The following is a 24,083-nucleotide window of genomic DNA, read 5'->3' as shown; positions in this document are numbered from 1 at the left end:
ACAATGAAGGTTTTGGAAGCGGAGTTTGTCCGGGAATTTATCAGGATGTGCGACGATGGCTGGAAGCAGGGCTGGCATGAGCGCAACGGCGGAAATTTAAGCTATCGTATCCGGAAGGAAGAAATCGACGCTATGAAGGAGGATTTCAATCCGGCAGGAGCATGGCTGGAAATCGGAACCAGCGTGCCGGGGCTGCGGGGCGAATATTTTCTGGTGACGGGAAGCGGAAAGCATTTCCGCAATGTAGCGGGAAAGCCGGAGGAATCCATCGGCATCATCGAAATTGATGATTCCGGGGAGCATTACCGGATATGCTGGGGACTGCAGGATCAGGCAAGACCTACCAGCGAGCTGCCGACACATCTGATGAACCATGAGGTAAAGAAAACGGCGACAGGCGGGGCGCACCGGGTGATTTATCACGCGCATCCGGCAAATCTGATAGCGCTCACCTTCCTTCTGCCGCTGAAGGATGAGGTATTTACCAGAGAGCTCTGGGAAATGGCGACGGAGTGTCCGGTAGTGTTCCCGGCAGGCATCGGCGTGGTTGGCTGGATGGTGCCCGGCGGAAGAGAAATCGCCGTGGCGACCAGTAAGCTGATGGAGCAGTATGACGCGGTCGTCTGGGCGCACCACGGACTGTTTGCGTCCGGGGAGGATTTTGACAATACCTTCGGACTTATGCATACCATAGAAAAATCCGCGGAGATTCTGGTAAAGGTGCTGTCTGTCAGACCGGATAAGCTGCAGACCATCCAGCCGCAGGACTTCCGCAATCTGGCGGCGGAATTTAAGGTGACGCTCCCGGAAAAATTTCTTTATGAAAAATAATCCATCCGGGCGCCCGCACAGGTCTTCTTATGCGGCATGGCGCCGTTCACAGTAACCAGTGTATTTCAGAGAAACATCAGACTTATCTTTGGTCTGGTGTTTCTTTTTTTCTCTTGACAAACATATACCCCTATATGTATATTATACGTATACCCACATGGGTATAATAAAAAGAAAGGGGAAAGTTATCATGAAAGCACTGGAAAAATTTCTGGAATGGGGAGGCATGAAAAAGGACGTCGTCTGCCTCGTTATCTCCGGAGCGGCGCTGGCGGCAAGTCTTGCGGGCGTTCTGCCGGAGGGCGCGGACCCGGCGTGGATTGCCATCATTCTGTGCGGGGTTCCCATCATTCTGGAAGCAATTATTGGTCTGGTGACAGCCTTCGACATCAAAGCGGACGTACTCGTATCCATCGCCCTGATTGCGTCGGTGATTATCGGGGAAATTTTTGCGGCGGGCGAAATTGCCTTCATCATGCAGCTTGGCGCGCTGCTGGAGGAGCTGACGGTAGCGAAAGCCAGGGATGGCATTGAAAAACTGGTGCATTTAACTCCGCAGACGGCGCGCAGACTGTCCGGCGGCGCGGAAACAGAGATTTTGGCGCAGCAGGTACAGATTGGAGATATACTGCGGGTGCTTCCCGGTGAAACGGTGCCAGTGGACGGCGTGATAACAGCCGGAGAGACCGCCGTCAACCAGGCGGTGATGACAGGGGAATCGCTTCCGGTTGACAAAACCGTCGGGGACGAGGTCTTCAGCGGAACGGTGAATCAGTTCGGCTCCTTCGATATGAAAGCGACGAAGGTCGGCGAGGACAGCTCCATACAGCGGATGATAAGGCTTGTACAGTCTGCGGACGCCGGAAAGGCGAAAATAGTGGGCATTGCGGACCGCTGGGCCACCTGGATCGTAGTAATCGCCCTAACTGCGGCGGCGCTGACCTGGCTGTTTAGCGGAGAGATTATACGGGCGGTCACGATTCTTGTCGTTTTCTGCCCCTGTGCGCTGGTTCTTGCCACCCCGACAGCCATTATGGCGGCAATCGGCAATGCGACCCGGCACGGCTTCCTTGTGCGGGAGGGGGATGCGCTGGAGCGTCTGGCGTCCGTGACCGCGGTCATGTTTGACAAAACGGGAACGCTGACCTGCGGGACGCCGGAGGTTGCCGCGGCGGTAAGCTGCAGCGCGGACTGGACGAATGAGGAGCTCTACCATCTGACTGCCGGGGCGGAGCTGCGTTCGGAGCATCCGCTGGGCAAAGCGATTGTAAGCTGCTATAAAAAGCGGCAGGCGCAGGAAATCGCGCAGCCGGAGACGTTTGCGATGGTCCCCGGACGGGGCGTGGCGGCCAGGGTGGACGGGCAGGAGATTCTGGCGGGAAATGTGGAATTTCTTGCGGAAAACCGGATTGCCCTGCCGGAGGACACCGGGAAAATGGCGGAGCGCTATCTGACGGAGGGCTGTACGGTGACCTATGTTGCCATCGGCGGAAAATGCGCCGGGTTCCTTGCCCTTTCCGATACCCTGAGAGCGGATGCGCCAGACACCATCCGCGAAATCCGGTCGGCAGGCGTGACACCGGTTTTGCTGACCGGCGATCACGCAGCCGCCGCGCATCATATTGCGGGACAGCTTGGAATCAGCGAGGTGTACGCGGAGTGCCTGCCGGAGGATAAACTGCGGCGAATCAACAGCTTTCAGAAGGCGGGAGGGCAGGTCTGCATGATGGGGGACGGCATCAACGACGCTCCGGCGCTGAAAAAGGCGTGCGTCGGAATCGCGATGGGCAAAACCGGGAGCGACATTGCGGTGGACGCCGCGGATATCGCGCTCATCAACGACAAAATCAGCGGGCTGCCGCATCTGCTGCGTCTGGCAAAGCGCATGATGCTTACCATAAAATGCAATCTCGCCTTCTCCATGACACTCAATATCATCGCAATCCTGCTGGCGGTCACAGGAGTGTTAAATCCGGTTGTCGGGGCGCTGGTCCATAACGCCGGCTCCGTCCTTGTAATTGTAAACTCTGCATTCTTATTAAACTGGAGGAAAAAGAAATCTGATTGAAGCTGTGATTCTTATCGCAGGCGTTATACGGCTTTTATAAAAATGTCAGTGCCGTTATATGACGGAAAAACGCAGCGCCGCGTCGTGAAACCGGTATGCTGTGTCGCGAACAAATCTCTCTCTGAATTAAGGAAATGTTACAATAAATACAGGTAAAAACCGACAATACAGTATGAAAAGCTTTCAGAGAGGGGGAAAAATATGGCAATTCATGTTTTAGACGAGGCGAATCACTGCCTGAACTGCAAAAATCCGCAGTGTCAGAAGGGGTGTCCCATCAGCACACCAATCCCGAAGGTTATCCGGCTGATGCTGGACGGCAAGCTGGATGAGGCGGGCTGGACGTTGTTCGAGAACAATCCGCTGACGACCGTATGCAGTCTCGTATGCAATCACGAAAATCAGTGCGAGGGACATTGCGTGCTGGGAAGAAAGGGTGCTCCGGTGCATTTCTCCGTTATTGAGAATTATATTTCAACCACCTACAGCTCTAAGATGGTGAAGGGACCGGCACCGTCCAACGGAATGCGCGCCGCCATCATCGGCTCCGGACCTGCCGGGCTGACGATTGCGGTGATTCTGGCGCGCAAGGGCTACCAGGTGACCATTTTTGAAGGAAAAGAAAAAATCGGCGGCGTGCTCCGCTACGGCATCCCGGAATTCCGCCTGCCCAAGAGCGTGCTCGACGACTTTGAGTACCGGCATCTGCTGCTCAAGGACATCAAGGTGCGCCCGAACACGACCATCGGCGCGGATATTTCCATCGATGATTTGTTCCGTGACGGCTACAAGGCAATTTTTGTCGGTACAGGCGTGTGGAAGCCGAATATGCTTCACATCAAGGGCGAGACGCTGGGACATGTGCATTTCGGCATCAACTATCTGAACAGCCCGGACAATTACCATCTGGGTGAGCGCGTGATCGTGATCGGAGCGGGCAATGCCGCGATGGATGTGGCGCGCACGGCGCTCCGGCACGGTGTGCGCTATCTGCAGTGCTTTTCGCGCAACTCGACCGTGGCGGCGAGCAAGCATGAATTTGATTATGCGGTGCTGGAGGGCGTGGAATTTTTCTATTGTAAAGCGCCGGTGGAGATTACCGACGAGGGCGTCATTTTCGCCGATGTGATTGAGCACGAGGACGGAAGCGTTGAGCAGATACCGGATACCGAAAAGCTGTACCCGGCGGACAGCGTAATTGTGTCCATCAGCCAGGGACCGATGAACCGCCTTGTAAAAAATACCGAAGGGCTGGAAGCGGACGAGAGAGGCCTGCTGGTAACAGACGAACGGGGTCATACCACAAAACCGGGCATCTTTGCCAGCGGCGATGTTGTAAACGGCGCACGCACTGTCGTGGAGGCGGTCGCCCATTCCAAGGGTGTTGCCGAAGCGATGGACGAGTATATGCAAAGTCTGTAGGTAACAATTCAGCCATGCTAAGGAAAATGGGAAATCAGACCATGCAGGTTTACCTGCTAAGGGCTGTATTTCCCATTTTTACGGATGTGCGCGATTATAAATGACAAAAGACAAAAAGACACACCGGTGAAAAAATGCGGTAGTTTATCAGATTTATCCGAGAAGCTTCCAGGACATCCGCGCCGATATTTTATTCCCGCAGGCAACGAGCCGGGCGGCTGTGCCTGCGTCGATATTTTACTTTCCCAGATGCCAGATATCGCGGTTGTATTCTGCGATGGTGCGGTCGGAGGAGAAGAAGCCTGCTTTTGCAATATTCACAAGTGCCTTTCTGCTCCATTCCTGCGGGCTGTGAGCGTAGTCCGCCATCGCCTGTCCTTTGCGCACCAGATAGGCGTTGAAGTCCGGCAGCGTCTGGAACCAGTCTTTGTGAAGCAGCTCGTTGCGCAGACGGGACAGGTTTTCTTCGTGTCCTGCCTTCAGCATTTCGGGGCCGCACAGAAAATCAATGGCGCGGCGGATGTTCGGGTCGCTCTCGTACCAGTCATGCGAGCAGTAATCGCCCTTTGCGTAGCGGTCGATGACCTGCTTGCTGCTCTGTCCGAAAATATAGATATGATCATTTCCCACGCGTTCCGCGATTTCCACATTTGCGCCGTCCATTGTGCCCAGGGTCAGTGCGCCGTTTAACATAAACTTCATATTTCCGGTGCCGGAGGCTTCCTTGGAGGCAAGACTGATCTGCTCGGAAAGGTCACATGCCGGAATCATTTTCTCCGCCGCCGTTACGTTATAATTTTCCACAAAAACAATCTGCAGCCACGGCGCAGCCTGCGGGTCCGCGGCAACGACCTTTGACAGTGCGATCAGCGCATGGATGATATCCTTGGCAATCGTATAGGCGGGCGCGGCTTTTGCACCGAAAATACTTACCAGCGGAACGGCGGGGGTGTGTCCCGCTTTTATCTCCAGGTACTGATGAATGAGGAACAGCAGATTGAGCTGCTGGCGCTTATATTCGTGCAGACGCTTCGACTGGATCGCGAACATGGCGTCGGGATTAATTGTCACACCCTGTTTGTGATACAGCCAGTCTGCCAGAGCTTTTTTATTTGCCTTTTTAATATCTGTAAGCTGCTTCAGCACCTGCTCATCCTCTGTAAAATCCAGAAGCTTTTCCAGCTCGTCGGCGTTCTGCTTAAAGCCGGGACCAATCAGCGTTTCGATTTCTCCTGCCAGTGCCGGGTTGCATTCCAGAAGCCAGCGGCGGAAGGTAATGCCGTTTGTTTTATTGTTAAATTTCTCCGGATAGAGGCGGTAAAAATTCGCCAGCTCGCTGTCCTTCAGAATCTGTGTGTGCAGTGCGGCAACGCCGTTTGTGGAATGGGTAAAATGGATATCCATATTTGCCATGTGCACTACCTGCCAGTTGTCGATGATGGCGCAGCTCTCATCATCTGTGCGCGTGCGCGCCAGAGCGTCAAGTTTTTCAATCACAGGCATAAGCTGCGGTACGACCTGGTCAAGGAAATGGCGCGGCCATTTTTCCAGCGCTTCCGCCAGAATTGTGTGATTTGTGTAGGCGCAGGTATCGGTGACAATCTGCACAGCTTCCTCAAAATCAATGCCTTTCTCGCCAAGGAGACGAATCAGCTCCGGAATGACCATGCTCGGATGCGTATCGTTAATCTGGATGGCGGCGTAGTCGGCAAGATTGTGGAAATCACAGCCGCGCGCTTCGCATTCAGATAAAATAAGCTGGGCACCGGCGGAAACCATCAGATACTGCTGATAAATACGCAGCAGGCGTCCGGCTTCGTCCGAGTCATCCGGGTAGAGAAACAGTGTCAGATTTTTTTCGATATCCGTTTTGTCGAAGGAAATTCCGTCGGCAATCAGCGATTCATCGACGGTGTCCAGATCGAACAGGTTGAGGCTGTTGGTGCGCCCGTTGTAGCCGGTGACCTTCAGCTTATAAAGCCTTGCAGAATATTCTTTCCCGGCAAGCTGCACCGGATAAACGATGTCGGTCTTTTCCGCCGGGGAATTGTCTGTCAGCCAGAAATCCGGAGCTTCGCTCTGGACATCGTTCTGAAAGCTCTGGCGGAACAGCCCGCAGTGATAACGCAGCCCGATGCCGTCGCCCGGCAGGTCCAGTGTGGCGAGACTGTCCAGAAAACAGGCTGCGAGGCGTCCGAGACCGCCGTTGCCGAGGCTTGGTTCCGGCTCCAGCTCTTCAATATCGGAAAGGTTTTTGCCCGCTTCCTTTAAGATTTCGCGCACATCGTCGTAAATGCCGAGATTAATCAGATTGTTGGAAAGCAGCTTGCCGATTAAAAATTCTGCTGAGATATAATAAAGCTTCCGCCCGGTGACCGGCTTCACATTTTTCTGTCCCAGCTCCTGTACCAGATTCAGCAGCGCTGTATAAATCTCTTCGTCGGATGCCGCCTCCAGCGGTTTTCCGCAGAAAGTCATAAGCTTACGATTAAGTTCTTTGTTCATGGAAATGCTCCTTTCTTCAGACAGCGGTTTGTGTTCTTTGTATTATATTATTATCATAAACATCTTATGTTTTCTTGCAAAATCATAGCAGAATATGGTACTATTCTATCATCCGATGCGGGATGGAAACGGACCGCGGGCAGATTATGCAAAACGGAGAAAACTGGCAGAAGGACCGGCGCGAGAAGCGGACCGCGGGCAGATTATGCAAAACGGAAAAAAACGGCAGAAGGACCGGAGCGAGAAGCGGACCGCGGACGGATTATGCAAAACAGAAAAATGTGGAAAATGACCGGAGGGGAGCGCGTTTTGGATAGAAAAAAAGAACTGGAATCTTTTCAGGAGACGAAGAAGCATGGGAGTACAATGTTTCCCTTTAATATTTATCCTTGTACAATACCGGGGGATTTTCCGTCGGTTGCCCTGCACTGGCACAAAAGTATGGAGATTATTTTTGTGAAAAAGGGAACGGGCAGAATACAGACCGGACGGAATATGCAGGAAGCAAGAAGCGGGGACATTTTTGTGATGCCGCCGGGAACATTGCATGCAATATACGCGGCAGCGGGATACAATATGGAATATGAGAATATTATTTTTGAGGTGGAGTTTCTGGGAGGCGGCGCCGCTGATGTATGCGACAAGGAATATCTGGTGCCGCTGGCATCGGGGCAGCTTCTGCAGCCTGCCGTGTTCAGTCCGGTGGATGCAGGATACAAGCAGATTTCGGCGTGTCTCAGACGGGCGGAGGAACTCTGCAGCGCACGGGAACGGGGCTACGAGCTGGGCGTAAAGGCGGCGCTTCTGGAGCTGCTTCTTTACCTGCTGCGCATGTGTCCGGAAGCGCCGGAGCGGGACACTCCGGATATGGAGCGTCTGAAAAGGGTTTTGCAGCGGATTGAACAGGATTATGCAAAGCCGCTGACGGTTCCGGACATGGCGGCGGTCTGCGGCTGCAGCAGCAGTCATTTTATGCGCTGGTTTAAACGGATGACGGGCACAAGTCCTCTGGCATACTTAAATGAGCGCAGGCTGGCGGCAGCGGCGGAAAATCTGCGCGAAACAGATGATAAAATCCTGGTGATTGCGGAAAACGCCGGATTTGAAAATCTTTCTAATTTTAACCGCCAGTTTAAAAAGAGATATGGGGTGACGCCGCGGGCATACCGGGGATAAAGCGTATGTGATATTGTCACGGAAGCGGTTTCTGTTTTGCGGTATGATACAGACATCAAAGGAAAACCGGGACGGAAGACATAACGGAAAGCGAGCTGCGCCGGGATGAAAACTTTCGGACGCCGGTATCTGTAAAACAAAGGAGGAATTTTTTATGGCAGCATTACATATAACAAAAGATAATTTTCAGAAGGAAGTATTAGAGAGCGACAAGCCGGTTCTGGTGGATTTCTGGGCATCCTGGTGCGGACCCTGCCGTATGGTCGGACCGATTGTAGAAGAGGTCTCGGAGGAAAGACCGGATATTAAAGTGTGCAAGGTAAATGTGGACGAAGAGCAGGAGCTGGCATCGGCATATCAGGTCATGAGCATTCCGACGCTGATGGTCGTAAAGAACGGAGAAATTGTAAACCGCTCGGTTGGCGCGAAGCCAAAGGCGGATATCCTGGCAATGCTGTAGGCGCCGCGCGGTATCTGGCGGGAGCATGTGTACGTTTGTGATGTATCCTGTCTGGTATCTGGCGAAGGGGATGTGTGCGGTGCCGCGGATGTTCAGGCATCTGCGAGCGCCGCAAGTTTTTTGCGGTCCGTAATTTCGACGGTGCCGCGTGTCAGTTTTACAAGTCCTTCATTCTGAAAATAGTGCAGCATCCGGGTAATCACCTCGCGGGCGGTTCCAAGGTGATTCCCGATGGTCTCGTGTGTGAGCTTTAGCTGCTCCGTTCCCTGAAGAGCAGCCTCTTCCAGAAGAAAAGCCGCCAGCCGCTTATCGAGACTTTTCCAGAGGATCTGTTCAATCAGCCACATGACATCGGAAAAACGGTTTGCCATAATCTCGTTTGTGTAATTGGAGAGCGGCGCGGATGCTTCCAGAAGCTGCTTGTATACACGGGCAGGAATAATCCAGAACGAGGTGTCCTGTTCCGCTTCGATGATTAAATCAAACTGGATGCCCGGCATGATGCAGGAGGCAGAGAACAGGCAGATATCCATATCGGAGAGACGATAGACCGTGATTTCGCGTCCGTCCTCCGATAAAATATAAGCGCGCAGAAGCCCGGTCTGAATCAGAAGGAGTCCGATGCAGTCCATTGAACCATTGTAAATGACCGTCCCCTTCTTTACAGAACGGAAGGTGACGGTGTCCTTCAGGGTATTCTGCTGGGCGGGAGTCAGTTTATTCCACATAGGGAAATAATCGGCAAAATTCATTGTCAGTGCTCCTTTCAAAAGCACCCTCATTATAAAAGTTATTGCAGATGATGTCAATGGTGTTACGGACATTGGACGGGAACATTGACATTTCCGGTAATTTTACTATAATGAAATTAGTGGCAGCAATGATACTGCCGGAACTGGGAGGATAAGAAAATGCTGGACAAGAAAGTAGTAGAATTATTAAACAAGCAGGTAAATAAGGAATTTTATTCTGCGTATCTGTATCTGGATTTTTCAAATTTTTATTATGACCTCGGTCTGGACGGATTTGGGAACTGGTTTAAGATCCAGGCGCAGGAGGAGCGCGACCATGCTCTGCTGTTCATTCAGTATCTGCAGAACAACGCGGAAAAAGTGACGCTGGAAACTATTGATAAGCCGGCGGTGGAGCTGAAAGATGCCAGAACTGTTCTGGAGCAGGCTCTGAAACATGAACAGTATGTGACGAGTTTGATACATAACATTTATGATGCGGCATATACGGCGAAGGATTTCCGTACGATGCAGTTTCTCGACTGGTTTGTAAAAGAGCAGGGAGAGGAAGAGAAAAATACGGACAATCTTATTAAGAAATATGAATTGTTCGGGGATGATTCAAAGAGTCTGTACATGCTGGACAGTGAACTTGGTGCAAGAGTATACGCCGCGCCATCACTGGTATTATAAAAGACGGCTGCGCATCGCAAAGGATGTGCAGCTTTTTTTGTTGCCATGCATACGACAAAAACGTCCAATGGACGTTTTTTAGTTACATTTTGATTCCGTGATATGCTGCCTTACAACATACTGTTTTTGTGATGCCTCCGGAAGCCGGGGATTCTCTTTCTGTGCCGGGGGGATGACTCAGCTGTGAGGTATTCGGCAGTCGATGTATTATCTTTTTATGGCAATACGGGCGGTTTCTCTTTTAGGTACCGGGTATCGGGAAAGGGATGTCTTATTTTTCTATGCTGGCGTGGACGGTTCTTCTTTGAGATATTTTAGAAGCGGTAACAGATACTTCTTATCCGTCCAGTCACATATTTTACCCTGTGAACAAAGCAACTCTTTCATCCACGGCTCAAAGGAAGCGGTATCCTGTCGGGCAATCATTTTTTGTAACATTTTACACAAGGTACGGTCTTTAAAGGTCATGCCGCTTTCATTCCATGCCCCTCTCGCATAGAATAAGGGAATATCGTTCAGGTCTTCTTTTAAATTGTGTGCGCTGACTTCTTCGACTGCTTTCGCGTCAAAGGGAGACGCACCGACACATAATATGATAAGTTTCTTATGCTTTCCATTTTTATGGATTTTCCGCAGGATATTTAAGCCGGAGATTCCACCGGCATAGATTGCTCCGGCAAATATAATACAGTCATAATTTTCAAACGGAACCTTTTTATAATCAGTGGCTTCATAAATGTCACAGGATAATTCTTCCTTTAACATTGCGGCATATTTTTTGGTTGCCCCATACTTTGATTTGTAAAGAACTGCTGTTTTATTCATAGTGAATTATCTCTCTTTCTGCTGTATTTTTAACAGCTTTCAGAATACACTAGTCCTGCAATCTAATGCCTGTTTTAAAAAGGCTTCATATGCAATTTCCTGCTGTGTATATATTTCGTCGGTCGAAATTCCCGGCATTGTCACGGAAAAAATAGTGCCGATACCGATTGTATAAATAAGCATATTTAAATGCAACTGCTTTGCTTTTGCCAGACTGATGTGCAGCTTTTCAGAAATAAACTGTGCGATACCGGGATTTGTTTCAGACTGATACAAATCATCCAGTGAGGAAATCCCGCTGCGCTGGTGCAAAATAAAGATTTTAAACAAATGAGGCTCTTCTTTCGCCAGACGGATATATGCGTGCCCCGAACTGCGAAACAGGTCATTTATGTCGATGTGATTTGTCACATATTCCTGTATAAAACAATTTACCTTTTCGATTACATCCTGGCGCAGTCCGTCCATATTATTGCAGTAACTGTAAATTGGCTGTACAGAACAGCCTATTTTGTCAGCAATATTTTTTACCATAACCTGCTCCATACCGCTGCTTCTGGCAATTTCAAAAGCAGCATTGACAACCATTTCTTTTGTGATTTTTTGCTTTGGCATTGTTTATCTCCAATCATTGATAAATAAGTTATATAAAATAATTATATAACTGGATTATATAAAAATATATGGGAAGTGTCAATACCCTTTTGGATATCCGGATGGGAAAAGAGCTCTTATCGTTATTGTTCACGCCAGCCTCAACTAGAATGTGACAAGCTCACAGAAGTAACATGAAAAATGAGTTATATTATAAAAAACAGATATGTTGTATAACAGCATTTCTACATGCGAAAAAGGAGGCGGTACGATGAAACATATTTATGATGTGATGATTATTGGCGGCGGACCGGGTGGATATACCGCGGCATTATACGGAGCGCGGGCAGGTCTGGATACTATTCTTTTTGAAAAAATGTCAGTTGGAGGACAGATGGTGCAGACGGAGCAGATTGATAATTATCCGGGATTTGAGGAGGGGATTGACGGCTTCCTGCTCGGAGAAAAAATGCGGAAGGGTGCAGAACGTTTTGGCGCGCAGACAAGGCTGACAGAGGTACATTCTGTGGAGCTTGCGCCGGATATAAAGGAAGTGCGTACAAGTGACGGAACGTTTTATGGACGCACTGTGATCGTTTCCACCGGGGCCGGGCCGCGCGAGATGGGGCTTCCGGGAGAAAAAGAGTTTACCGGTCGCGGTATACATTATTGCGCAGCCTGCGACGGAATGTTTTACCGCGGAAAAACGGTTGCCGTTGTGGGCGGGGGCAATACTGCGGCGGCAGACGCGCTTCTTCTTGCACGGGTAGCGAAAAAAGTGTATGTCGTACACCGCAGAGATACTTTGCGCGCATCGAAGGTATATCATGAATCGCTGATGTCGGCGGAGAATATCGAATTTGTCTGGAACAGCACGGTATCAGAGCTGCTGCATACGGACCGGCTGGACGGGCTGAGGGTGAAAAATGTGCATACCGGAGAGGAAACGGACATTGCTTTGGACGGCGTATTTGTGGCAATCGGAAGAAAACCGGTGACAGATTTGGTAAAAGACCGGCTGGAGCTGGATGCCGCCGGGTATATAAAAGCGGATGAGACTACGCGCACCTCGCTGCCGGGAGTGTTTGCAGCAGGTGATGTCCGCACGAAGGCGCTGCGCCAGATTGTGACAGCGGCGGCGGACGGTGCCGTCGCCGTGCATTACGCGGAGGAATATCTGCTGCAGATTTGATTACCGGGCAGAAGGTTCAAAATAATTCTGTACCAGCCGGACCACTGTACCGGAAAGCAGAAACAGCGCAATCAGGTTTGGAATCGCCATCAGACCGTTGAAGGTTTCCGCAATGCTCCACAAAAGACCGAGGTCCATTGTCGTTCCGAGAATGGAAACGAGGGAGTATACCAGCATAAATGGCCGGATGACTTTTGATGAAAACAGAAATTCAATGCAGCGGGCGCCGTACAGTCCCCATCCGATGATAGTGGAGAAGGCAAAGCAGCACATGGCGACGGCGGTAAAGATGGATACCCAGTTTCCATAGGTGGCGGTAAAGCCGGAAATGGTCAGTTCTGCGCCGGCGGCGCTGCCGTAGGAAACAGGAACACCGCTGCAAAGGATGACCAGGGCGGTCAGCGTGCAGATAACGATGGTGTCGGTGAATACCTCAAAAATACCGAAAAGTCCCTGCTGTACCGGTTTGCGGGTGTCCGCGCAGGCATGTGCAATGGAACCGGTACCGAGCCCGGCTTCATTGGAGAAAATACCGCGGGAAACGCCTTTCTGCATGCTGAGGAAAAAGCTTCCGACAGCGCCTCCGGTCACAGCGGAAGGTGAGAAGGCTCCTTCGAAAATCATACGGAAAACGGAAGGTACATTTTCAATATGCAACAATACAACGCCCAATGCCAGAAGAATGTAGAGAAGCGCCATAAAGGGCACCAGTTTTTCTGTGACCTTTCCGATACGCTTGACGCCGCCAAAGAGCACCAGGGCAACCAGAATCGTAATGATAATGCCGATAAGCAGATTGCAGAAGTCTGTCTGGGAATCCTGTATGATGTTGTAATTCAGCAGAGCGGAGTTGACAGCGGTCGTAATAGTATTTGCCTGGGTGGCATTTCCGGTCCCGAATACGGTAAGCACGCCGAATGCGGAAAACAGGACGGCGAGCCATTGCCAGTGTTTTCCAAGACCATTTTTAATATAGTACATTGGTCCGCCAACGAAATCGCCCTGTTCATTTTTTTCGCGGAAGTGAACCGCGAGCGTTACTTCTGAGAATTTTGTACACATTCCGAGAAGAGCGGAAACCCACATCCAGAAAACAGCGCCCGGTCCGCCAATCGCGATTGCCCCGGCGACACCGGCGATATTTCCGGTGCCGACTGTGGCGGCAAGCGCAGTACAGACAGCCTGGAATGGTGTCATGGCGCCATCCGAGGCTTCTTTTTTGCGGAACATTCTTCCGATGGTTGTTTTGATGGCATAGGGAAATTTGCGTATCTGAATAAAGCGTGTCCGGATACTCAGAAGAAGTCCGACACCAATAATGCAAATCATGGCGGGAACACCCCAGACAAAGTTATTCACAACTGTATTGATGGTTTCAATCGTTTTTAACATATAAAATTCCTTTCTTATGTGAAATGCAGTATTCCAAGTTTATCATATTTTCAGAAAAATGTACAGAAACAACCCTGATATCTTAAAAAATAATAGTGGCGCAGAAACAGCAGGTCTGATACAATGAGGTAAAAGAAAACGGAATTTAAAGAAGGCCGGGCTGTAAAATTTTTAGTTGCCATGCATGCGACAAAAACGTCCGGTGGACGTTTTTTAGTGACGATTTGGGAGGAAATGTGTATGAGGAAGAAACGAATTGCGCTCCTGGGCTGCTGTGTGGCAGCGGCGGTATTGTTGTTAGGATGCCAGTCTGCGAATGGAACACGGGAGAAAGCAGAAACAGAAAAGGTTACAGAAACTATAAGTGAAACAGAAACTATAAGTGAAACAGAAATGGAGACAGAAACAGATACAGATAAGGAGACAGAGAAGGAAAGCTTATTGACCGGGAAAAATGTAACATCTGGAAAAGAGACATTATCTGGAAATGTGCCTGCTGGAAGCGGAGCGTCGGGAAATGTGCAGACGGAGAGCAAAGTAGAACAGATACAGCCTGCAACGGAGGATAGTACCGTGAAAAACACCCTGCAGACATCGCCGGAAAATGCAATTATTCCGGAATATGATGAATCCGGTGTTATGCAGCAGTATGAAGGCGAAGCACAAAAGTGCCCATATTGCGGCTATTGGTTCAGCGCTGAAACGGATGGTACATCAGCCAGCTCTTACGAGCTTCATGTAGCGGAAGAACGGGCAAACGACCCGGCGGGCGGGCAGACGGAGCAGGAAATGGTGCAGTGCCCGGATTGCGGAAACTGGTATGAAAGTGGAAATATTTTCCGGAATCATATTTGTACAGGCAGATAAGACCGTTTATGGAAAAAACAGAAGCTTTCCCCCAAAATGCGCAGGAAGGAAAAGGGAAGCTGGACATGGTTTCCGGAGACGTAGCAGAAAAAGAACTGGAAACGTTTTATGGGAGGATGTCTGGAAAGAAGGATGAAGATGATTTACGGAGACGAATCAGAGAAAGAACCGGAAACATTTTATGGGAGGATGTCTGGAAAGAAGGATGAGGATGATTTCCAGAGACGAATCAGAGAAAGAACCGGAAACATCTTATGGGAAGATGCCTGGAAAGAAGAATGAGGACGGTTTCCAGAGATGAATCAGAGAAAGAACTGGAAACGTTTTATGGGAAGATGTCTGGAAAGAAGGATGAGTTCCGGAGATGTAGCAGAAAAAGAACTAGAAACGTCTTATGGGAGGATGTCTGGAAAGAAGAATAGAGATTTTGGCGGAAGAATATCTGGAAAAGTCAAGAAAACCGGATTTCGGAAATTTCAGAAAGGTGACAGGAGAACATATTGTTATGGAACATATCACACAAGAGGACAATGTTGTGGAATTCGGCGCACAGAAATGTGAACATGTTACACGAAGATATGATATACAGGAATGTGAGCATGTTACACACGGATGTGATACACAGGAATGCGAACATGCTACACGTGGATGTGATACACAGGAATGCGAACATGCTACACGTGGATGTGATACACAGGAATGCGAACATGCTACACTGGGATATGGTACACAAAAATGTGAGCATATCATACGGGAATATGTGGAATTACATCATGATGAGACGATTGCTCTGCTAAAGAAGCTTGCGGTGATTCCGGCTCCTTCCGGACAGGAAGAAAAACGTGCAGCATTTGTGTGCAAATGGTTACATAAGCAGGGAGCGACGGAAGCCTTTATAGATGAGGTAGGCAATGTTGTCTATCCATATCAATGTGAGACAGAACAAAAGTTGACAGTAGTGATGGCACATATGGATGTTGTGTGTCAGGATACCGAAGAACTTCCATTAAAAGAGGCGGATGGTTATCTGATTGGACCGGGAGTACGGGATGATACAGCAAATCTGGTAAATATGCTGATGGCAATTAAATTTCTTTTTTCACATGAAGCAGAAAAATTATGTGATAAGGCAGCGTCAGCTTTATGTGGCAGGAGAGAAAATGGGATTCTATTTGTCGCAGATGTGGGAGAAGAGGGGTTGGGAAACCTGAAAGGCAGCCGTCAGATATGGAAGGATTATGGAAGCCGAATTGACAGGTGGATATGCTTTGATTTGAATTATAATGTAATTTACAATCGTGCTGTAGGCTCCAGGAGATATCGTATTTCGGTACATTCGGAGGGTGGACATTCTTATAAAGACTTCGGAAAAGAGAATGCGATTGTGCGGCTTGCGGAGGTTATTACTGAATTGTATCAGGTGGCTCTTCCGCAAAATGCCAGGGTCACATACAATGTGGGAAGGATAGAAGGCGGCACTACCGTGAATACAATTGCACAGGAAGCATCTATGCTTTACGAATTCCGGTCGGAATCTGAAGAAGCAATGCAGTTTATGGAGAATTTTTTGCAGAATACATTGCAGCGTTATCAGAAAAAAGGAGTCCGGATAGAGGCAGAAGTGTTAGGAATCCGTCCGGGAAACGGCAGGGTGGATGAAAAAAAGCAGGAAAAACTGACACAGCGTTGCCGGAATATTATCAGAAAATATTATGACGGCGATATTATATGTGATGCGGGGTCTACAGATGGAAATATTCCGTTGTCTCATGGAGTACCGTCCGTTACGATAGGAACTGCGCTTGGGGACGGAACGCATACCCGGCAGGAAACAGTTGAGATAGAAAGCATGAAAACAGGACAGAAGATAGCAGTTGAACTTATATGTGACCTAATATCCGGATAAAGAATCTGGGAGGTCGGAAAGTCAGATGTGCAGAAGAAAACAGGTAAAACAGAGGAAAATACAACATATGCCGGGGCATGTAAAATAGCAGACAGGATGACCGGTAGTCTGTAAAATACAAACAGTGCACATAACAGCAGCTATGTGAAACACATATCAATCAGAAAGGCAGAGAAACAGGATGGCACAGGATTATCAGCATGTTACACATACTTTTGAACCGGTTTATGACGGAAAATCCAGGATATTGATTCTTGGGACATTTCCTTCTGTAAAATCCAGGGAAAATCATTTTTATTATGGACATCCGCAAAACCGGTTCTGGAAAGTGCTGAGTGCTCTCTGTATGGCTCCTGTGCCTGGGACAATAGAGGAAAAGAAAAAATTTCTTTTACAAAATCACATAGCAATATGGGATGTAATAGCAGAATGTGATATTATTGGTTCCAGTGACAGCTCGATAAAAAATGCGGTTCCCTGTGACCTGGGCAGAATTCTGTTACATGCACCAATAAAACAGATTTTTGCAAATGGTGGAAAAGCATATGAATTATATCAGAAGTATAGCTACCCGCTGCTGAAAAAAGAAATTATAAAGCTGCCGTCTACCAGCCCGGCAAACGCGGCTTACCAGATGGACAGGCTTTTAATGGAGTGGGAACCGGTGAGACAAGCCCTGAAATAAAAATGAAAAGATGTACAGCAAAACCAGAAAATTATAAAACAAAAATTCAGAAAAACATATTGCAATAAATGGAAAAATGCAGTAAAAATATTGCGTAACAGAGTATGCTTGAGGAGATGAACAGTATGATGTTTACAAACAAACAACTGCGCCAGTTGATTGTCCCGCTGATTATTGAGCAACTGCTGAGTGTTACAGTGGGACTGGCGGATTCTGTCATGGTCGCGAGTGTAGGAGAAGCGGCTGTTTCGGGGGTTTCTCTGGTAGATACGATTATGGTACTGATTATCAATATTTTTGCGGCACTGGCTACCGGTGGGGCGGTAGTGGCAGGACATTATATCGGGCAGCAGAGAAAAGAATATGCCTGTAAAGCAACTGACCAGCTGATGTTATTTGTTACAGTTTTGTCTATTATAGTAACAGTGGGGGTTTATGCCGGACAGAATCTGATTCTTCATGGTATTTTCGGACAGATAGAGGAAGATGTCATGAAAAATGCGAGAATATATCTTCTGATAGTAACGGCATCCGTTCCTTTTATTGCATTGTATAATGGAGGCGCGGCGATTTTCCGTTCCGTTGGTAATTCCAAAATCTCTATGGAATCATCTTTGCTGATGAACGCGGTAAATATTACTGGAAATGCGATTCTGATTTATGGCTGTAAAATGGGCGTTGAGGGTGCGGCAATACCAACGCTGGTTTCCAGAATGTTTGCAGCTCTCATAATGATTGTGTTGCTTCGCAGGGAAAATCAACCGGTCCATATGTCTCGAAAGATACAAATGCACTTTGATAAGCATATGATACATAAAATATTGCACATCGGAGTGCCAAACGGACTGGAAAACAGTATGTTTCAATTAGGGAAAATTCTGGTACTAAGTCTTGTGGCGACATTTGGAACCGCATCTATTGCGGCAAATGCGGTTTCGAATACGATTGCTATGTTTCAGACACTGCCTGGAATGGCGATGGGGTTTGCTATTTTGACTGTAGCGGCGCAGTGCGCTGGTGCGGGCGATTATAAGCAGGTGAGATATTACACAAAAAAGCTGCTGGTTATTGAATATATTGCGATGGTTGCGATAAATGTGGTTGTTTATCTTATGCTGCCGGTGATTATCCAGGTTTATCATCTTCAGCCGGAGACGGCGGCAATGACAAGGCAGATTTTAACATATCATGCATGTTGCGCATGTACAATCTGGCCGATGTCGTTTTCACTGCCGAATACCTTGCGGGCGGCAAATGATGTAAAAATTACTATGTGGATATCCATCTTTTCCATGTGGATTTTCCGGATATTATTTAGTTACATATTGGGAGAGTACATGAGCTGGGGCGTCTTTGGCATCTGGGTGGCTATGACGATTGACTGGCTGTTCCGTGCAATTTGTTTTACAATCCGTTACATAAGGGGAAAATGGCAGTATCAGAATATATAAAAGGAGAATGGACGATATGAAGGCGTTGTTTATTGGAGGAACGGGTACAATTAGTACAGCAATTTCAAGAAAGCTGCTGGAAGAAGGGCATGAACTGTGGCTGATTAACAGAGGAAACCGGAACCGGGAGCTTCCGGAAGGCGCACATATTATTACTGCGGATATTAATGATGAAAAGTATGTTGCAGAGCAGCTTGCTGGACAGCAGTTTGATGTGGTTGCGGATTTTATTGCATTTGTTCCAGAGCAGCTGGAGCGGGATTACCGGCTGTTTAAAGGAAAGACCAGGCAGTATATTTACATCAGTTCGGCATCGGCATATCAGAAGCCGCTGTCAGATTACCGGATTACGGAGGGAACGCCGCTGGCTAACCGTTATTGGGATTATTCCAGAAACAAAATTGCAGGAGAGGAGCTTCTGATGAAGCTCTACCGGGAAGAAGATTTTCCGGTGACAATCGTGCGTCCAAGTCACACATACAGTGAGAGAAGTGTTCCGGTGGGATTGCATGGGAAAAACGGCAGCTATCAGGTACTAAAACGTATGATGGAAGGAAAGCCGGTTCTCATTCACGGTGATGGAACGTCGCTGTGGACCTTAACCTTTAATAGTGATTTTGCAAAAGGTTTTGTCGGGCTGATGGGGAATATTCATGCGATTGGAGAGGCGGTGCAGATTACCGGGGATGAATCTCTGACATGGAATCAGATTTACCAGACGGTAGCGGATGCTCTGGGCGTGGAGCTGAATCCATATTATGTGTCATCACATTTTCTTGCAAAATGTGACACGCAGAGGCTTAATATAGAGGGAAGCCTCCTGGGGGATAAGGCTCATACCGTGGTATTTGATAACACTAAATTGAAAAAGCTTGTGCCGGGTTTTTGCGCGGATATCCGTTTTGACCAGGGAGTTCGCAAAGCGGTAGCTTATGTGATGTCCCATCCGGAATGTCAGATAGAGGATCCGGAATTTGATGCATGGTGCGATTGCGTGATTGAAGCGCAGGAGGAAGCTTTGAAGAAAGTACAGATGTCGCAGAAAAGGTAAGAAAGTGATTCCGGACCGGCAAGCTATGATTGCGCGTTATATTATAAAGCTTGAGTTTGCACATATGGAGAGCAGAATATTGGAAAATATATTATATGTGTGATATATCACATTTGTTTCTGACATTTTCTGTGCGGACGGTAAATGAAAAATTCTGCAAAAGAACAAGATTTGGGAATTGCCAAATGTTATGTACTAATTTATAATGGAGAATGTCACGAAAAGCAAATGATGCATCTGAAAGCCTGGCGAGGTGGTAAAAGGAAAGTCTGGATGCGCAAAAGGACAGTAAAACTGTCCGGACATGTGTCAGAATTTCTGTGGTGCAAAGCTGCAGGACGACATGAAAAAATTATAAGAAAAAAATACATGGCAAAATGTATCTGCAAAAATATTATAAGAAAAATATCACAAAAAGAACAGGAGGCATAACGTGAAGCGGGAATTAGTGATTGTACTGGATTTTGGCGGTCAATATAATCAGCTTGTGGCCAGACGGGTACGGGAATGTAACGTATACTGCGAGATTTATTCCTACAAAACAGATTTGGAAAAAATCAAAGCCATGAACCCGAAAGGAATTATTCTGACAGGAGGACCTAATAGCTGTTATGAGCCGGATTCTCCGACATACTCAGCAGAGCTGTTTAAAATGGGCATTCCGGTGCTGGGGCTGTGTTATGGAGCACAACTTATGCAGCATGTGCTGGGAGGAAGAGTAGAGCGCGCAAAAGTACGCGAATACGGGAAAACAGAGGTATTTACAGATACTTCTTCTCCGATATTTAATGGTGTTTCGGAGAAAACAATATGTTGGATGAGTCATTTTGATTATATTTCAGAGGTGGCGCCGGGCTTCAGAATTACTGCCCATACAGCAGATTGTCCAGTGGCGGCAGCAGAAAATGAAAGTGAAAAATTGTATGCAATCCAGTTTCATCCGGAGGTGCTTCACACACAGGAAGGTACGAAAATGCTCTCAAACTTTGTGTTGAATATCTGTGGATGCTCCGGAAGCTGGCGTATGGATTCTTTTGTAGAAGAATCCATAAAGGCAATTCGGGAAAAAGTTGGCAGCGGCAGGGTACTTTGTGCACTTTCCGGTGGAGTGGATTCTTCTGTGGCTGCAGTGCTGCTGTCGAAAGCCGTAGGAGAACAGCTCACCTGCGTGTTTGTGGACCACGGTCTGCTTCGCAAAAATGAAGGTGATGAGGTCGAAGCGGTATTTGGTCCTAAAGGACCATATAATTTAAACTTTATCCGTGTAAATGCGCAGCAGCGCTTTTATGATAAGCTGTCTGGCGTAACAGAACCGGAAAAGAAACGGAAAATTATTGGCGAAGAATTCATCCGGGTGTTTGAGGAAGAAGCGAAGAAGATTGGGGCGGTTGATTTTCTGGTTCAGGGAACTATCTATCCGGATGTGGTGGAAAGTGGTCTGGGCGGGGAATCCGCGGTTATTAAGTCACATCATAATGTTGGCGGTCTCCCGGATTATGTTGATTTTAAAGAAATCATTGAGCCGCTGCGCGACCTTTTTAAGGATGAAGTGCGTAAGGCGGGGCTGGAGCTTGGCATACCGGAAAACCTTGTTTTTCGTCAGCCGTTTCCGGGACCAGGGCTTGGCATCCGTATTATCGGCGATATTACTGCAGAAAAAGTCCGCATTGTGCAGGACGCGGATGCAATATACCGGGAAGAGGTTGCGAAAGCCGGGCTTGCGCGGTCCATTGGACAATATTTTGCAGCACTTACGAATATGCGTTCAGTCGGCGTTATGGGCGATGAGCGGACATATGATTATGCAGTTGCTTTGAGAGCAGTGAACACGATTGATTTTATGACGGCAGAAGCTGCAGAAATACCGTTTAGTGTATTGCAGAAAGTAATGAGCCGGATTATTAATGAAGTGAAGGGGGTCAATCGGGTATTTTATGATTTGACCAGTAAGCCGCCAGGAACGATTGAGTTCGAATAAGTTGAGAGGTCGAAGAAATCCAGTATTTATGCGGGTTTGTGGACTTTCAAGAGGTCTTTTGATAACAATTTGATAACAGTTGTGTAAGAGCCGTTATTCTTGTAATCCAGTGGTTTTAGGGTTACAGAATGATTGACAGGCGGCTGTACAACAAAAAATCCATATTATAAACAAAGCCCTTAGCTGTGGGTAGTAACTCATAGCTAAGGGCTTTTTGTCGTTCTTTATTTATCGGGTTTGAGTTGCTCTTTGAATGCTTCGGCTAATGTGTCGCTTAATTCTTTTGAGGGAACTTTCGCCCAGATTTGTGTGGTATCGAATTTCGGATAGTGATAACGCCAGTTGTCGTATTCTTCCCTGCTGATTTCCTCGGAAGATAGCTTGTCTGCCTGTTCTTTCCAAGCACAGAGCATTTTTGATAACTCGGCAGCGTCCTTACCTTTGTCCTTGTTGACTTTCAGACAGACTTCTCCGTCTGCTTCGCTGACGGTAAGACCGTAAATATCTTCAAGGGTAAATAAGGTATGCATAAGACCGATGTAGCTGTCAATGTCGGGAACATCAAGAGCTTGCGGGGAAACCTCAAGCACCTGTGCCAGTGCAGCCGTTAAGTCTGCTTTTGGTTTACGGGAGCCAGTTTCGTATTGTGCCAGACGCACATCTGCGCTCCGTTCGGGAAAGCCGACAGCCGTACCAAGATATTTTTGCGTCATACCACGCAAGAGTCTGAAAAAATGTATTCTTTCGCCAATAGCCATAGTGTTTACACTCCTTGCTTATGTACTGCAATCAGTATAGCAGATATGTTTAGGAATTGTCAAGAGGGAATGAAACAAAAAAGTTTAATATTTTCTCGAAAGCCTCTTGACAAAAGCATATCTGCTTAGTATAATAGAAAACACTAAGCGAATATGCTTAATAAAAACTAGATGACCGTCCGAGTAGGATACTTCGCCAAGACCTTTTGATTTATTCAAGAGTGAACGAGATAACGCCGCTGAAATGGGGGCAGGAACGATATTCGGAGAGAACGGCAACTTAAAAATCTTATGAAAGGACTGACGATATGGAAAACAAATTTATTCGTGCCGATGATGTGGCACAGGAACTAAGCGTATCAAAGCCCTATGCCTATAAGCTCATCAGAAAACTGAACGAAGAGTTGAAAGAACAGGGCTTTATTACGATTGCGGGTCGTGTAAACCGCCAGTATTTTTATGAAAGGCTCTACGGAGCAGGAAAGGAGAGTAAATAATGCCAGTATTCAAAAATGAGGACAACGGCACTTGGTATGTGATGGCGAGATATATGAACTGGAAAGGCGAACGCAAGCAGAAATGTAAGCGGGGTTTCGCCACAAAGAAAGAAGCGCAGGAATGGGAGCGAATGTTTCAGCTACAAAATTCGTCTGACCTTGATATGAGCTTTGAAGCCTTTACGGAACTGTATATCAACGATGTAAAAAACCGCCTGAAAGAAAACACTTGGCTGACAAAGGAGCATATCATTCGCACGAAGATACTGCCCTATTTCGGCAAGTTGAAAATAAGCGAGATTTCCACAAAGGAGATTATCACTTGGCAGAATGAAATGCTTGCCTACCGTGACGAGAAGAAAAAACCGTATTCACAAACCTATCTGAAAACGCTGCACAATCAGTTGTCGGCTATCTTCAATCACGCTGTACGCTATTATGAATTGCGTTCCAATCCTGCCGCAAAGGTGGGAAATATGGGAAGTGAGGAACACAAGGAAATGCTGTTTTGGACAAAGGAAGAATACAAGAAATTTTCCTATGAAATGATGGACAAACCTGTTTCCTTTTATGCCTTTGAAATGCTCTACTGGTGCGGCATTCGTGAGGGCGAATTATTAGCCTTAACCGCCGCTGATTTCAATTTTGATAAGGAAACGGTCACGATTAACAAATCCTATCAGCGTTTACACGGCGAAGATGTGATTACCACACCGAAAACAAAGAAAAGCAATCGCACAATTAAAATGCCGCATTTTCTCTGTGAGGAAATGCAGGAATATCTCGGTATGCTCTATGGTTTGAAAAAGAAAGACCGTATCTTTACGGTAACAAAAAGCTATCTTCATCACGAGATGGACAGAGGGGCGAAAGCCGCAGGCGTAAAGCGTATAAGAATTCACGATTTGCGGCACCCGTATGTCAAGCCCACGACAAAAAAAATATAACTTTTTTTGAAGTTTTTCGGGCAGCTTCATAGCTGCCCATAGCTGTTTCAAATG

Annotated in this window: 23 protein-coding genes and 1 pseudogene; 18 read left to right on the top strand and 6 right to left on the bottom strand. The window is 47.6% G+C overall.

The features are described from left to right. The first annotated feature begins 3 nt into the window (after nucleotides 1-3). The 3 genes from rhaD (at nucleotide 4) to NQ534_RS06295 (ending at nucleotide 4,321) form a co-directional block, all read left to right on the top strand. The gene (rhaD, locus tag NQ534_RS06305; RefSeq protein WP_006861371.1) at nucleotides 4-831 is read left to right on the top strand and encodes a rhamnulose-1-phosphate aldolase; all 828 of its coding nucleotides are present in this window, start codon (nucleotides 4-6) and stop codon (nucleotides 829-831) included. A 190-nt stretch (nucleotides 832-1,021) separates the two neighbouring features. Next, a complete protein-coding gene (locus NQ534_RS06300; RefSeq protein WP_040782690.1) occupies nucleotides 1,022-2,899 on the top strand; it encodes a heavy metal translocating P-type ATPase in 1,878 nt (625 codons plus the stop codon). Nucleotides 2,900-3,100: 201 nt separating this feature from the next. Continuing rightward, nucleotides 3,101-4,321 carry an NAD(P)-dependent oxidoreductase gene (locus tag NQ534_RS06295; RefSeq protein WP_006861369.1) on the top strand — a complete coding sequence of 407 codons (1,221 nt, stop codon included), beginning with the start codon at nucleotides 3,101-3,103 and terminating at the stop codon, nucleotides 4,319-4,321. 237 nt (nucleotides 4,322-4,558) lie between these two features. Here the strand turns inward: NQ534_RS06295 and glgP are convergent, their stop codons facing one another. Beyond that, nucleotides 4,559-6,826, bottom strand: a complete 2,268-nt coding sequence (gene glgP, locus NQ534_RS06290) for a glycogen/starch/alpha-glucan phosphorylase (RefSeq protein WP_006861368.1) — start codon at nucleotides 6,824-6,826, stop codon at nucleotides 4,559-4,561. Between the two features lie 146 nt (nucleotides 6,827-6,972). Between glgP and NQ534_RS06285 the strand changes: the two genes are divergently transcribed. From NQ534_RS06285 to trxA, 3 genes are all read left to right on the top strand, one after another. Continuing rightward, nucleotides 6,973-7,143, top strand: a complete 171-nt coding sequence (locus NQ534_RS06285; RefSeq protein WP_176944184.1) for a hypothetical protein — start codon at nucleotides 6,973-6,975, stop codon at nucleotides 7,141-7,143. Further along, complete coding sequence (locus tag NQ534_RS06280) at nucleotides 7,136-8,002, top strand: AraC family transcriptional regulator (protein WP_040782685.1); 867 nt, start codon at nucleotides 7,136-7,138, stop codon at nucleotides 8,000-8,002. Before NQ534_RS06285 ends, NQ534_RS06280 begins: the two co-directional genes overlap by 8 nt. Nucleotides 8,003-8,156: 154 nt before the next feature. Continuing rightward, nucleotides 8,157-8,462 (top strand): thioredoxin, encoded by a 306-nt coding sequence (gene trxA / locus NQ534_RS06275; protein ID WP_006861366.1) that lies wholly within the window; start codon nucleotides 8,157-8,159, stop codon nucleotides 8,460-8,462. 92 nt (nucleotides 8,463-8,554) lie between these two features. Here trxA and NQ534_RS06270 read toward each other — a convergent pair whose 3' ends face one another. Next, on the bottom strand, nucleotides 8,555-9,214 hold the full coding sequence (locus tag NQ534_RS06270; RefSeq protein ID WP_040782683.1) for a Crp/Fnr family transcriptional regulator: 660 nt from the start codon (nucleotides 9,212-9,214) through the stop codon (nucleotides 8,555-8,557). Between the two features lie 159 nt (nucleotides 9,215-9,373). Here NQ534_RS06270 and NQ534_RS06265 point away from each other — a divergent pair, with 159 nt between their 5' ends. Beyond that, nucleotides 9,374-9,886 (top strand): ferritin, encoded by a 513-nt coding sequence (locus NQ534_RS06265; protein ID WP_006861364.1) that lies wholly within the window; start codon nucleotides 9,374-9,376, stop codon nucleotides 9,884-9,886. 279 nt (nucleotides 9,887-10,165) lie between these two features. On the opposite strand, the gene NQ534_RS06260 is transcribed toward NQ534_RS06265, so the two are convergent. Further along, the gene (locus NQ534_RS06260) at nucleotides 10,166-10,711 is read right to left on the bottom strand and encodes a flavodoxin domain-containing protein (RefSeq protein ID WP_006861363.1); all 546 of its coding nucleotides are present in this window, start codon (nucleotides 10,709-10,711) and stop codon (nucleotides 10,166-10,168) included. 39 nt (nucleotides 10,712-10,750) lie between these two features. Further along, nucleotides 10,751-11,326 (bottom strand): TetR/AcrR family transcriptional regulator, encoded by a 576-nt coding sequence (locus NQ534_RS06255; protein ID WP_006861362.1) that lies wholly within the window; start codon nucleotides 11,324-11,326, stop codon nucleotides 10,751-10,753. Nucleotides 11,327-11,576: 250 nt separating this feature from the next. On the opposite strand from NQ534_RS06255, the gene trxB reads away from it, so the two are divergent. Next, complete coding sequence (trxB, locus tag NQ534_RS06250; protein WP_040782681.1) at nucleotides 11,577-12,497, top strand: thioredoxin-disulfide reductase; 921 nt, start codon at nucleotides 11,577-11,579, stop codon at nucleotides 12,495-12,497. Here the strand turns inward: trxB and NQ534_RS06245 are convergent, their stop codons facing one another. Further along, nucleotides 12,498-13,889 carry an alanine/glycine:cation symporter family protein gene (locus NQ534_RS06245; RefSeq protein WP_006861360.1) on the bottom strand — a complete coding sequence of 464 codons (1,392 nt, stop codon included), beginning with the start codon at nucleotides 13,887-13,889 and terminating at the stop codon, nucleotides 12,498-12,500. It abuts the gene before it with no gap. Nucleotides 13,890-14,129: 240 nt separating this feature from the next. Between NQ534_RS06245 and NQ534_RS06240 the strand changes: the two genes are divergently transcribed. The 8 genes from NQ534_RS06240 (at nucleotide 14,130) to guaA (ending at nucleotide 21,827) form a co-directional block, all read left to right on the top strand. Then, a complete protein-coding gene (locus NQ534_RS06240) occupies nucleotides 14,130-14,756 on the top strand; it encodes a hypothetical protein (RefSeq protein ID WP_040782679.1) in 627 nt (208 codons plus the stop codon). Nucleotides 14,757-14,764: 8 nt separating this feature from the next. Continuing rightward, nucleotides 14,765-14,965: a hypothetical protein gene (locus tag NQ534_RS06235; RefSeq protein WP_006861357.1), complete on the top strand. Its 201-nt coding sequence runs from the start codon at nucleotides 14,765-14,767 to the stop codon at nucleotides 14,963-14,965. A 218-nt stretch (nucleotides 14,966-15,183) separates the two neighbouring features. Continuing rightward, nucleotides 15,184-16,662: a M20/M25/M40 family metallo-hydrolase gene (locus NQ534_RS06230; protein ID WP_260043420.1), complete on the top strand. Its 1,479-nt coding sequence runs from the start codon at nucleotides 15,184-15,186 to the stop codon at nucleotides 16,660-16,662. Nucleotides 16,663-16,843: 181 nt separating this feature from the next. Next, on the top strand, nucleotides 16,844-17,347 hold the full coding sequence (locus NQ534_RS06225; RefSeq protein WP_006861354.1) for a DNA-deoxyinosine glycosylase: 504 nt from the start codon (nucleotides 16,844-16,846) through the stop codon (nucleotides 17,345-17,347). A gap of 125 nt (nucleotides 17,348-17,472) precedes the next feature. Continuing rightward, entirely contained in the window at nucleotides 17,473-18,798 is a 1,326-nt protein-coding gene (locus NQ534_RS06220; RefSeq protein WP_242655329.1) for an MATE family efflux transporter, read from the top strand. A 16-nt stretch (nucleotides 18,799-18,814) separates the two neighbouring features. Next, nucleotides 18,815-19,849: an SDR family oxidoreductase gene (locus tag NQ534_RS06215; RefSeq protein ID WP_040782677.1), complete on the top strand. Its 1,035-nt coding sequence runs from the start codon at nucleotides 18,815-18,817 to the stop codon at nucleotides 19,847-19,849. Nucleotides 19,850-19,993: 144 nt separating this feature from the next. Continuing rightward, nucleotides 19,994-20,281 (top strand): hypothetical protein, encoded by a 288-nt coding sequence (locus tag NQ534_RS06210; protein WP_006861351.1) that lies wholly within the window; start codon nucleotides 19,994-19,996, stop codon nucleotides 20,279-20,281. A 1-nt stretch (nucleotide 20,282) separates the two neighbouring features. Next, complete coding sequence (gene guaA, locus NQ534_RS06205; protein WP_006861349.1) at nucleotides 20,283-21,827, top strand: glutamine-hydrolyzing GMP synthase; 1,545 nt, start codon at nucleotides 20,283-20,285, stop codon at nucleotides 21,825-21,827. 224 nt (nucleotides 21,828-22,051) lie between these two features. On the opposite strand, the gene NQ534_RS06200 is transcribed toward guaA, so the two are convergent. Beyond that, a complete protein-coding gene (locus NQ534_RS06200; protein WP_006861348.1) occupies nucleotides 22,052-22,585 on the bottom strand; it encodes a helix-turn-helix domain-containing protein in 534 nt (177 codons plus the stop codon). A 308-nt stretch (nucleotides 22,586-22,893) separates the two neighbouring features. Here NQ534_RS06200 and NQ534_RS06195 point away from each other — a divergent pair, with 308 nt between their 5' ends. Beyond that, nucleotides 22,894-23,082 (top strand): hypothetical protein, encoded by a 189-nt coding sequence (locus NQ534_RS06195; protein ID WP_006861347.1) that lies wholly within the window; start codon nucleotides 22,894-22,896, stop codon nucleotides 23,080-23,082. After that, nucleotides 23,082-24,005: pseudogene (locus NQ534_RS06190) on the top strand (tyrosine-type recombinase/integrase); the annotation flags it as partial. The gene NQ534_RS06195 and the pseudogene NQ534_RS06190, both read left to right, overlap by 1 nt. Nucleotides 24,006-24,083 lie beyond the last annotated feature (78 nt).

The sequence above is a fragment of the Marvinbryantia formatexigens DSM 14469 genome, assembly GCF_025148285.1.
GTDB classification, from domain to species: domain Bacteria; phylum Bacillota; class Clostridia; order Lachnospirales; family Lachnospiraceae; genus Marvinbryantia; species Marvinbryantia formatexigens.
This window is presented reverse-complemented; position numbering and strand designations above follow the sequence as displayed.

Excerpts from the sequence above, each read along its gene's own strand:
- NQ534_RS06245 (WP_006861360.1), bottom strand. The coding sequence starts at position 13,889 with ATGTTAAAAACGATTGAAACCATCAATACAGTTGTGAATAACTTTGTC.
- NQ534_RS06260 (WP_006861363.1), bottom strand. The coding sequence starts at position 10,711 with ATGAATAAAACAGCAGTTCTTTACAAATCAAAGTATGGGGCAACCAAA.
- NQ534_RS06270 (WP_040782683.1), bottom strand. The coding sequence starts at position 9,214 with ATGAATTTTGCCGATTATTTCCCTATGTGGAATAAACTGACTCCCGCC.
- NQ534_RS06240 (WP_040782679.1), top strand. The coding sequence starts at position 14,130 with ATGAGGAAGAAACGAATTGCGCTCCTGGGCTGCTGTGTGGCAGCGGCG.
- NQ534_RS06220 (WP_242655329.1), top strand. The coding sequence starts at position 17,473 with ATGATGTTTACAAACAAACAACTGCGCCAGTTGATTGTCCCGCTGATT.
- trxB (WP_040782681.1), top strand. The coding sequence starts at position 11,577 with ATGAAACATATTTATGATGTGATGATTATTGGCGGCGGACCGGGTGGA.
- NQ534_RS06215 (WP_040782677.1), top strand. The coding sequence starts at position 18,815 with ATGAAGGCGTTGTTTATTGGAGGAACGGGTACAATTAGTACAGCAATT.
- glgP (WP_006861368.1), bottom strand. The coding sequence starts at position 6,826 with ATGAACAAAGAACTTAATCGTAAGCTTATGACTTTCTGCGGAAAACCG.
- NQ534_RS06200 (WP_006861348.1), bottom strand. The coding sequence starts at position 22,585 with ATGGCTATTGGCGAAAGAATACATTTTTTCAGACTCTTGCGTGGTATG.
- NQ534_RS06225 (WP_006861354.1), top strand. The coding sequence starts at position 16,844 with ATGGCACAGGATTATCAGCATGTTACACATACTTTTGAACCGGTTTAT.
- trxA (WP_006861366.1), top strand. The coding sequence starts at position 8,157 with ATGGCAGCATTACATATAACAAAAGATAATTTTCAGAAGGAAGTATTA.
- NQ534_RS06195 (WP_006861347.1), top strand. The coding sequence starts at position 22,894 with ATGGAAAACAAATTTATTCGTGCCGATGATGTGGCACAGGAACTAAGC.
- NQ534_RS06255 (WP_006861362.1), bottom strand. The coding sequence starts at position 11,326 with ATGCCAAAGCAAAAAATCACAAAAGAAATGGTTGTCAATGCTGCTTTT.
- NQ534_RS06295 (WP_006861369.1), top strand. The coding sequence starts at position 3,101 with ATGGCAATTCATGTTTTAGACGAGGCGAATCACTGCCTGAACTGCAAA.
- NQ534_RS06285 (WP_176944184.1), top strand. The coding sequence starts at position 6,973 with ATGCAAAACGGAGAAAACTGGCAGAAGGACCGGCGCGAGAAGCGGACC.
- NQ534_RS06265 (WP_006861364.1), top strand. The coding sequence starts at position 9,374 with ATGCTGGACAAGAAAGTAGTAGAATTATTAAACAAGCAGGTAAATAAG.
- NQ534_RS06235 (WP_006861357.1), top strand. The coding sequence starts at position 14,765 with ATGGAAAAAACAGAAGCTTTCCCCCAAAATGCGCAGGAAGGAAAAGGG.
- NQ534_RS06210 (WP_006861351.1), top strand. The coding sequence starts at position 19,994 with ATGAAAAATTCTGCAAAAGAACAAGATTTGGGAATTGCCAAATGTTAT.
- rhaD (WP_006861371.1), top strand. The coding sequence starts at position 4 with ATGAAGGTTTTGGAAGCGGAGTTTGTCCGGGAATTTATCAGGATGTGC.
- NQ534_RS06300 (WP_040782690.1), top strand. The coding sequence starts at position 1,022 with ATGAAAGCACTGGAAAAATTTCTGGAATGGGGAGGCATGAAAAAGGAC.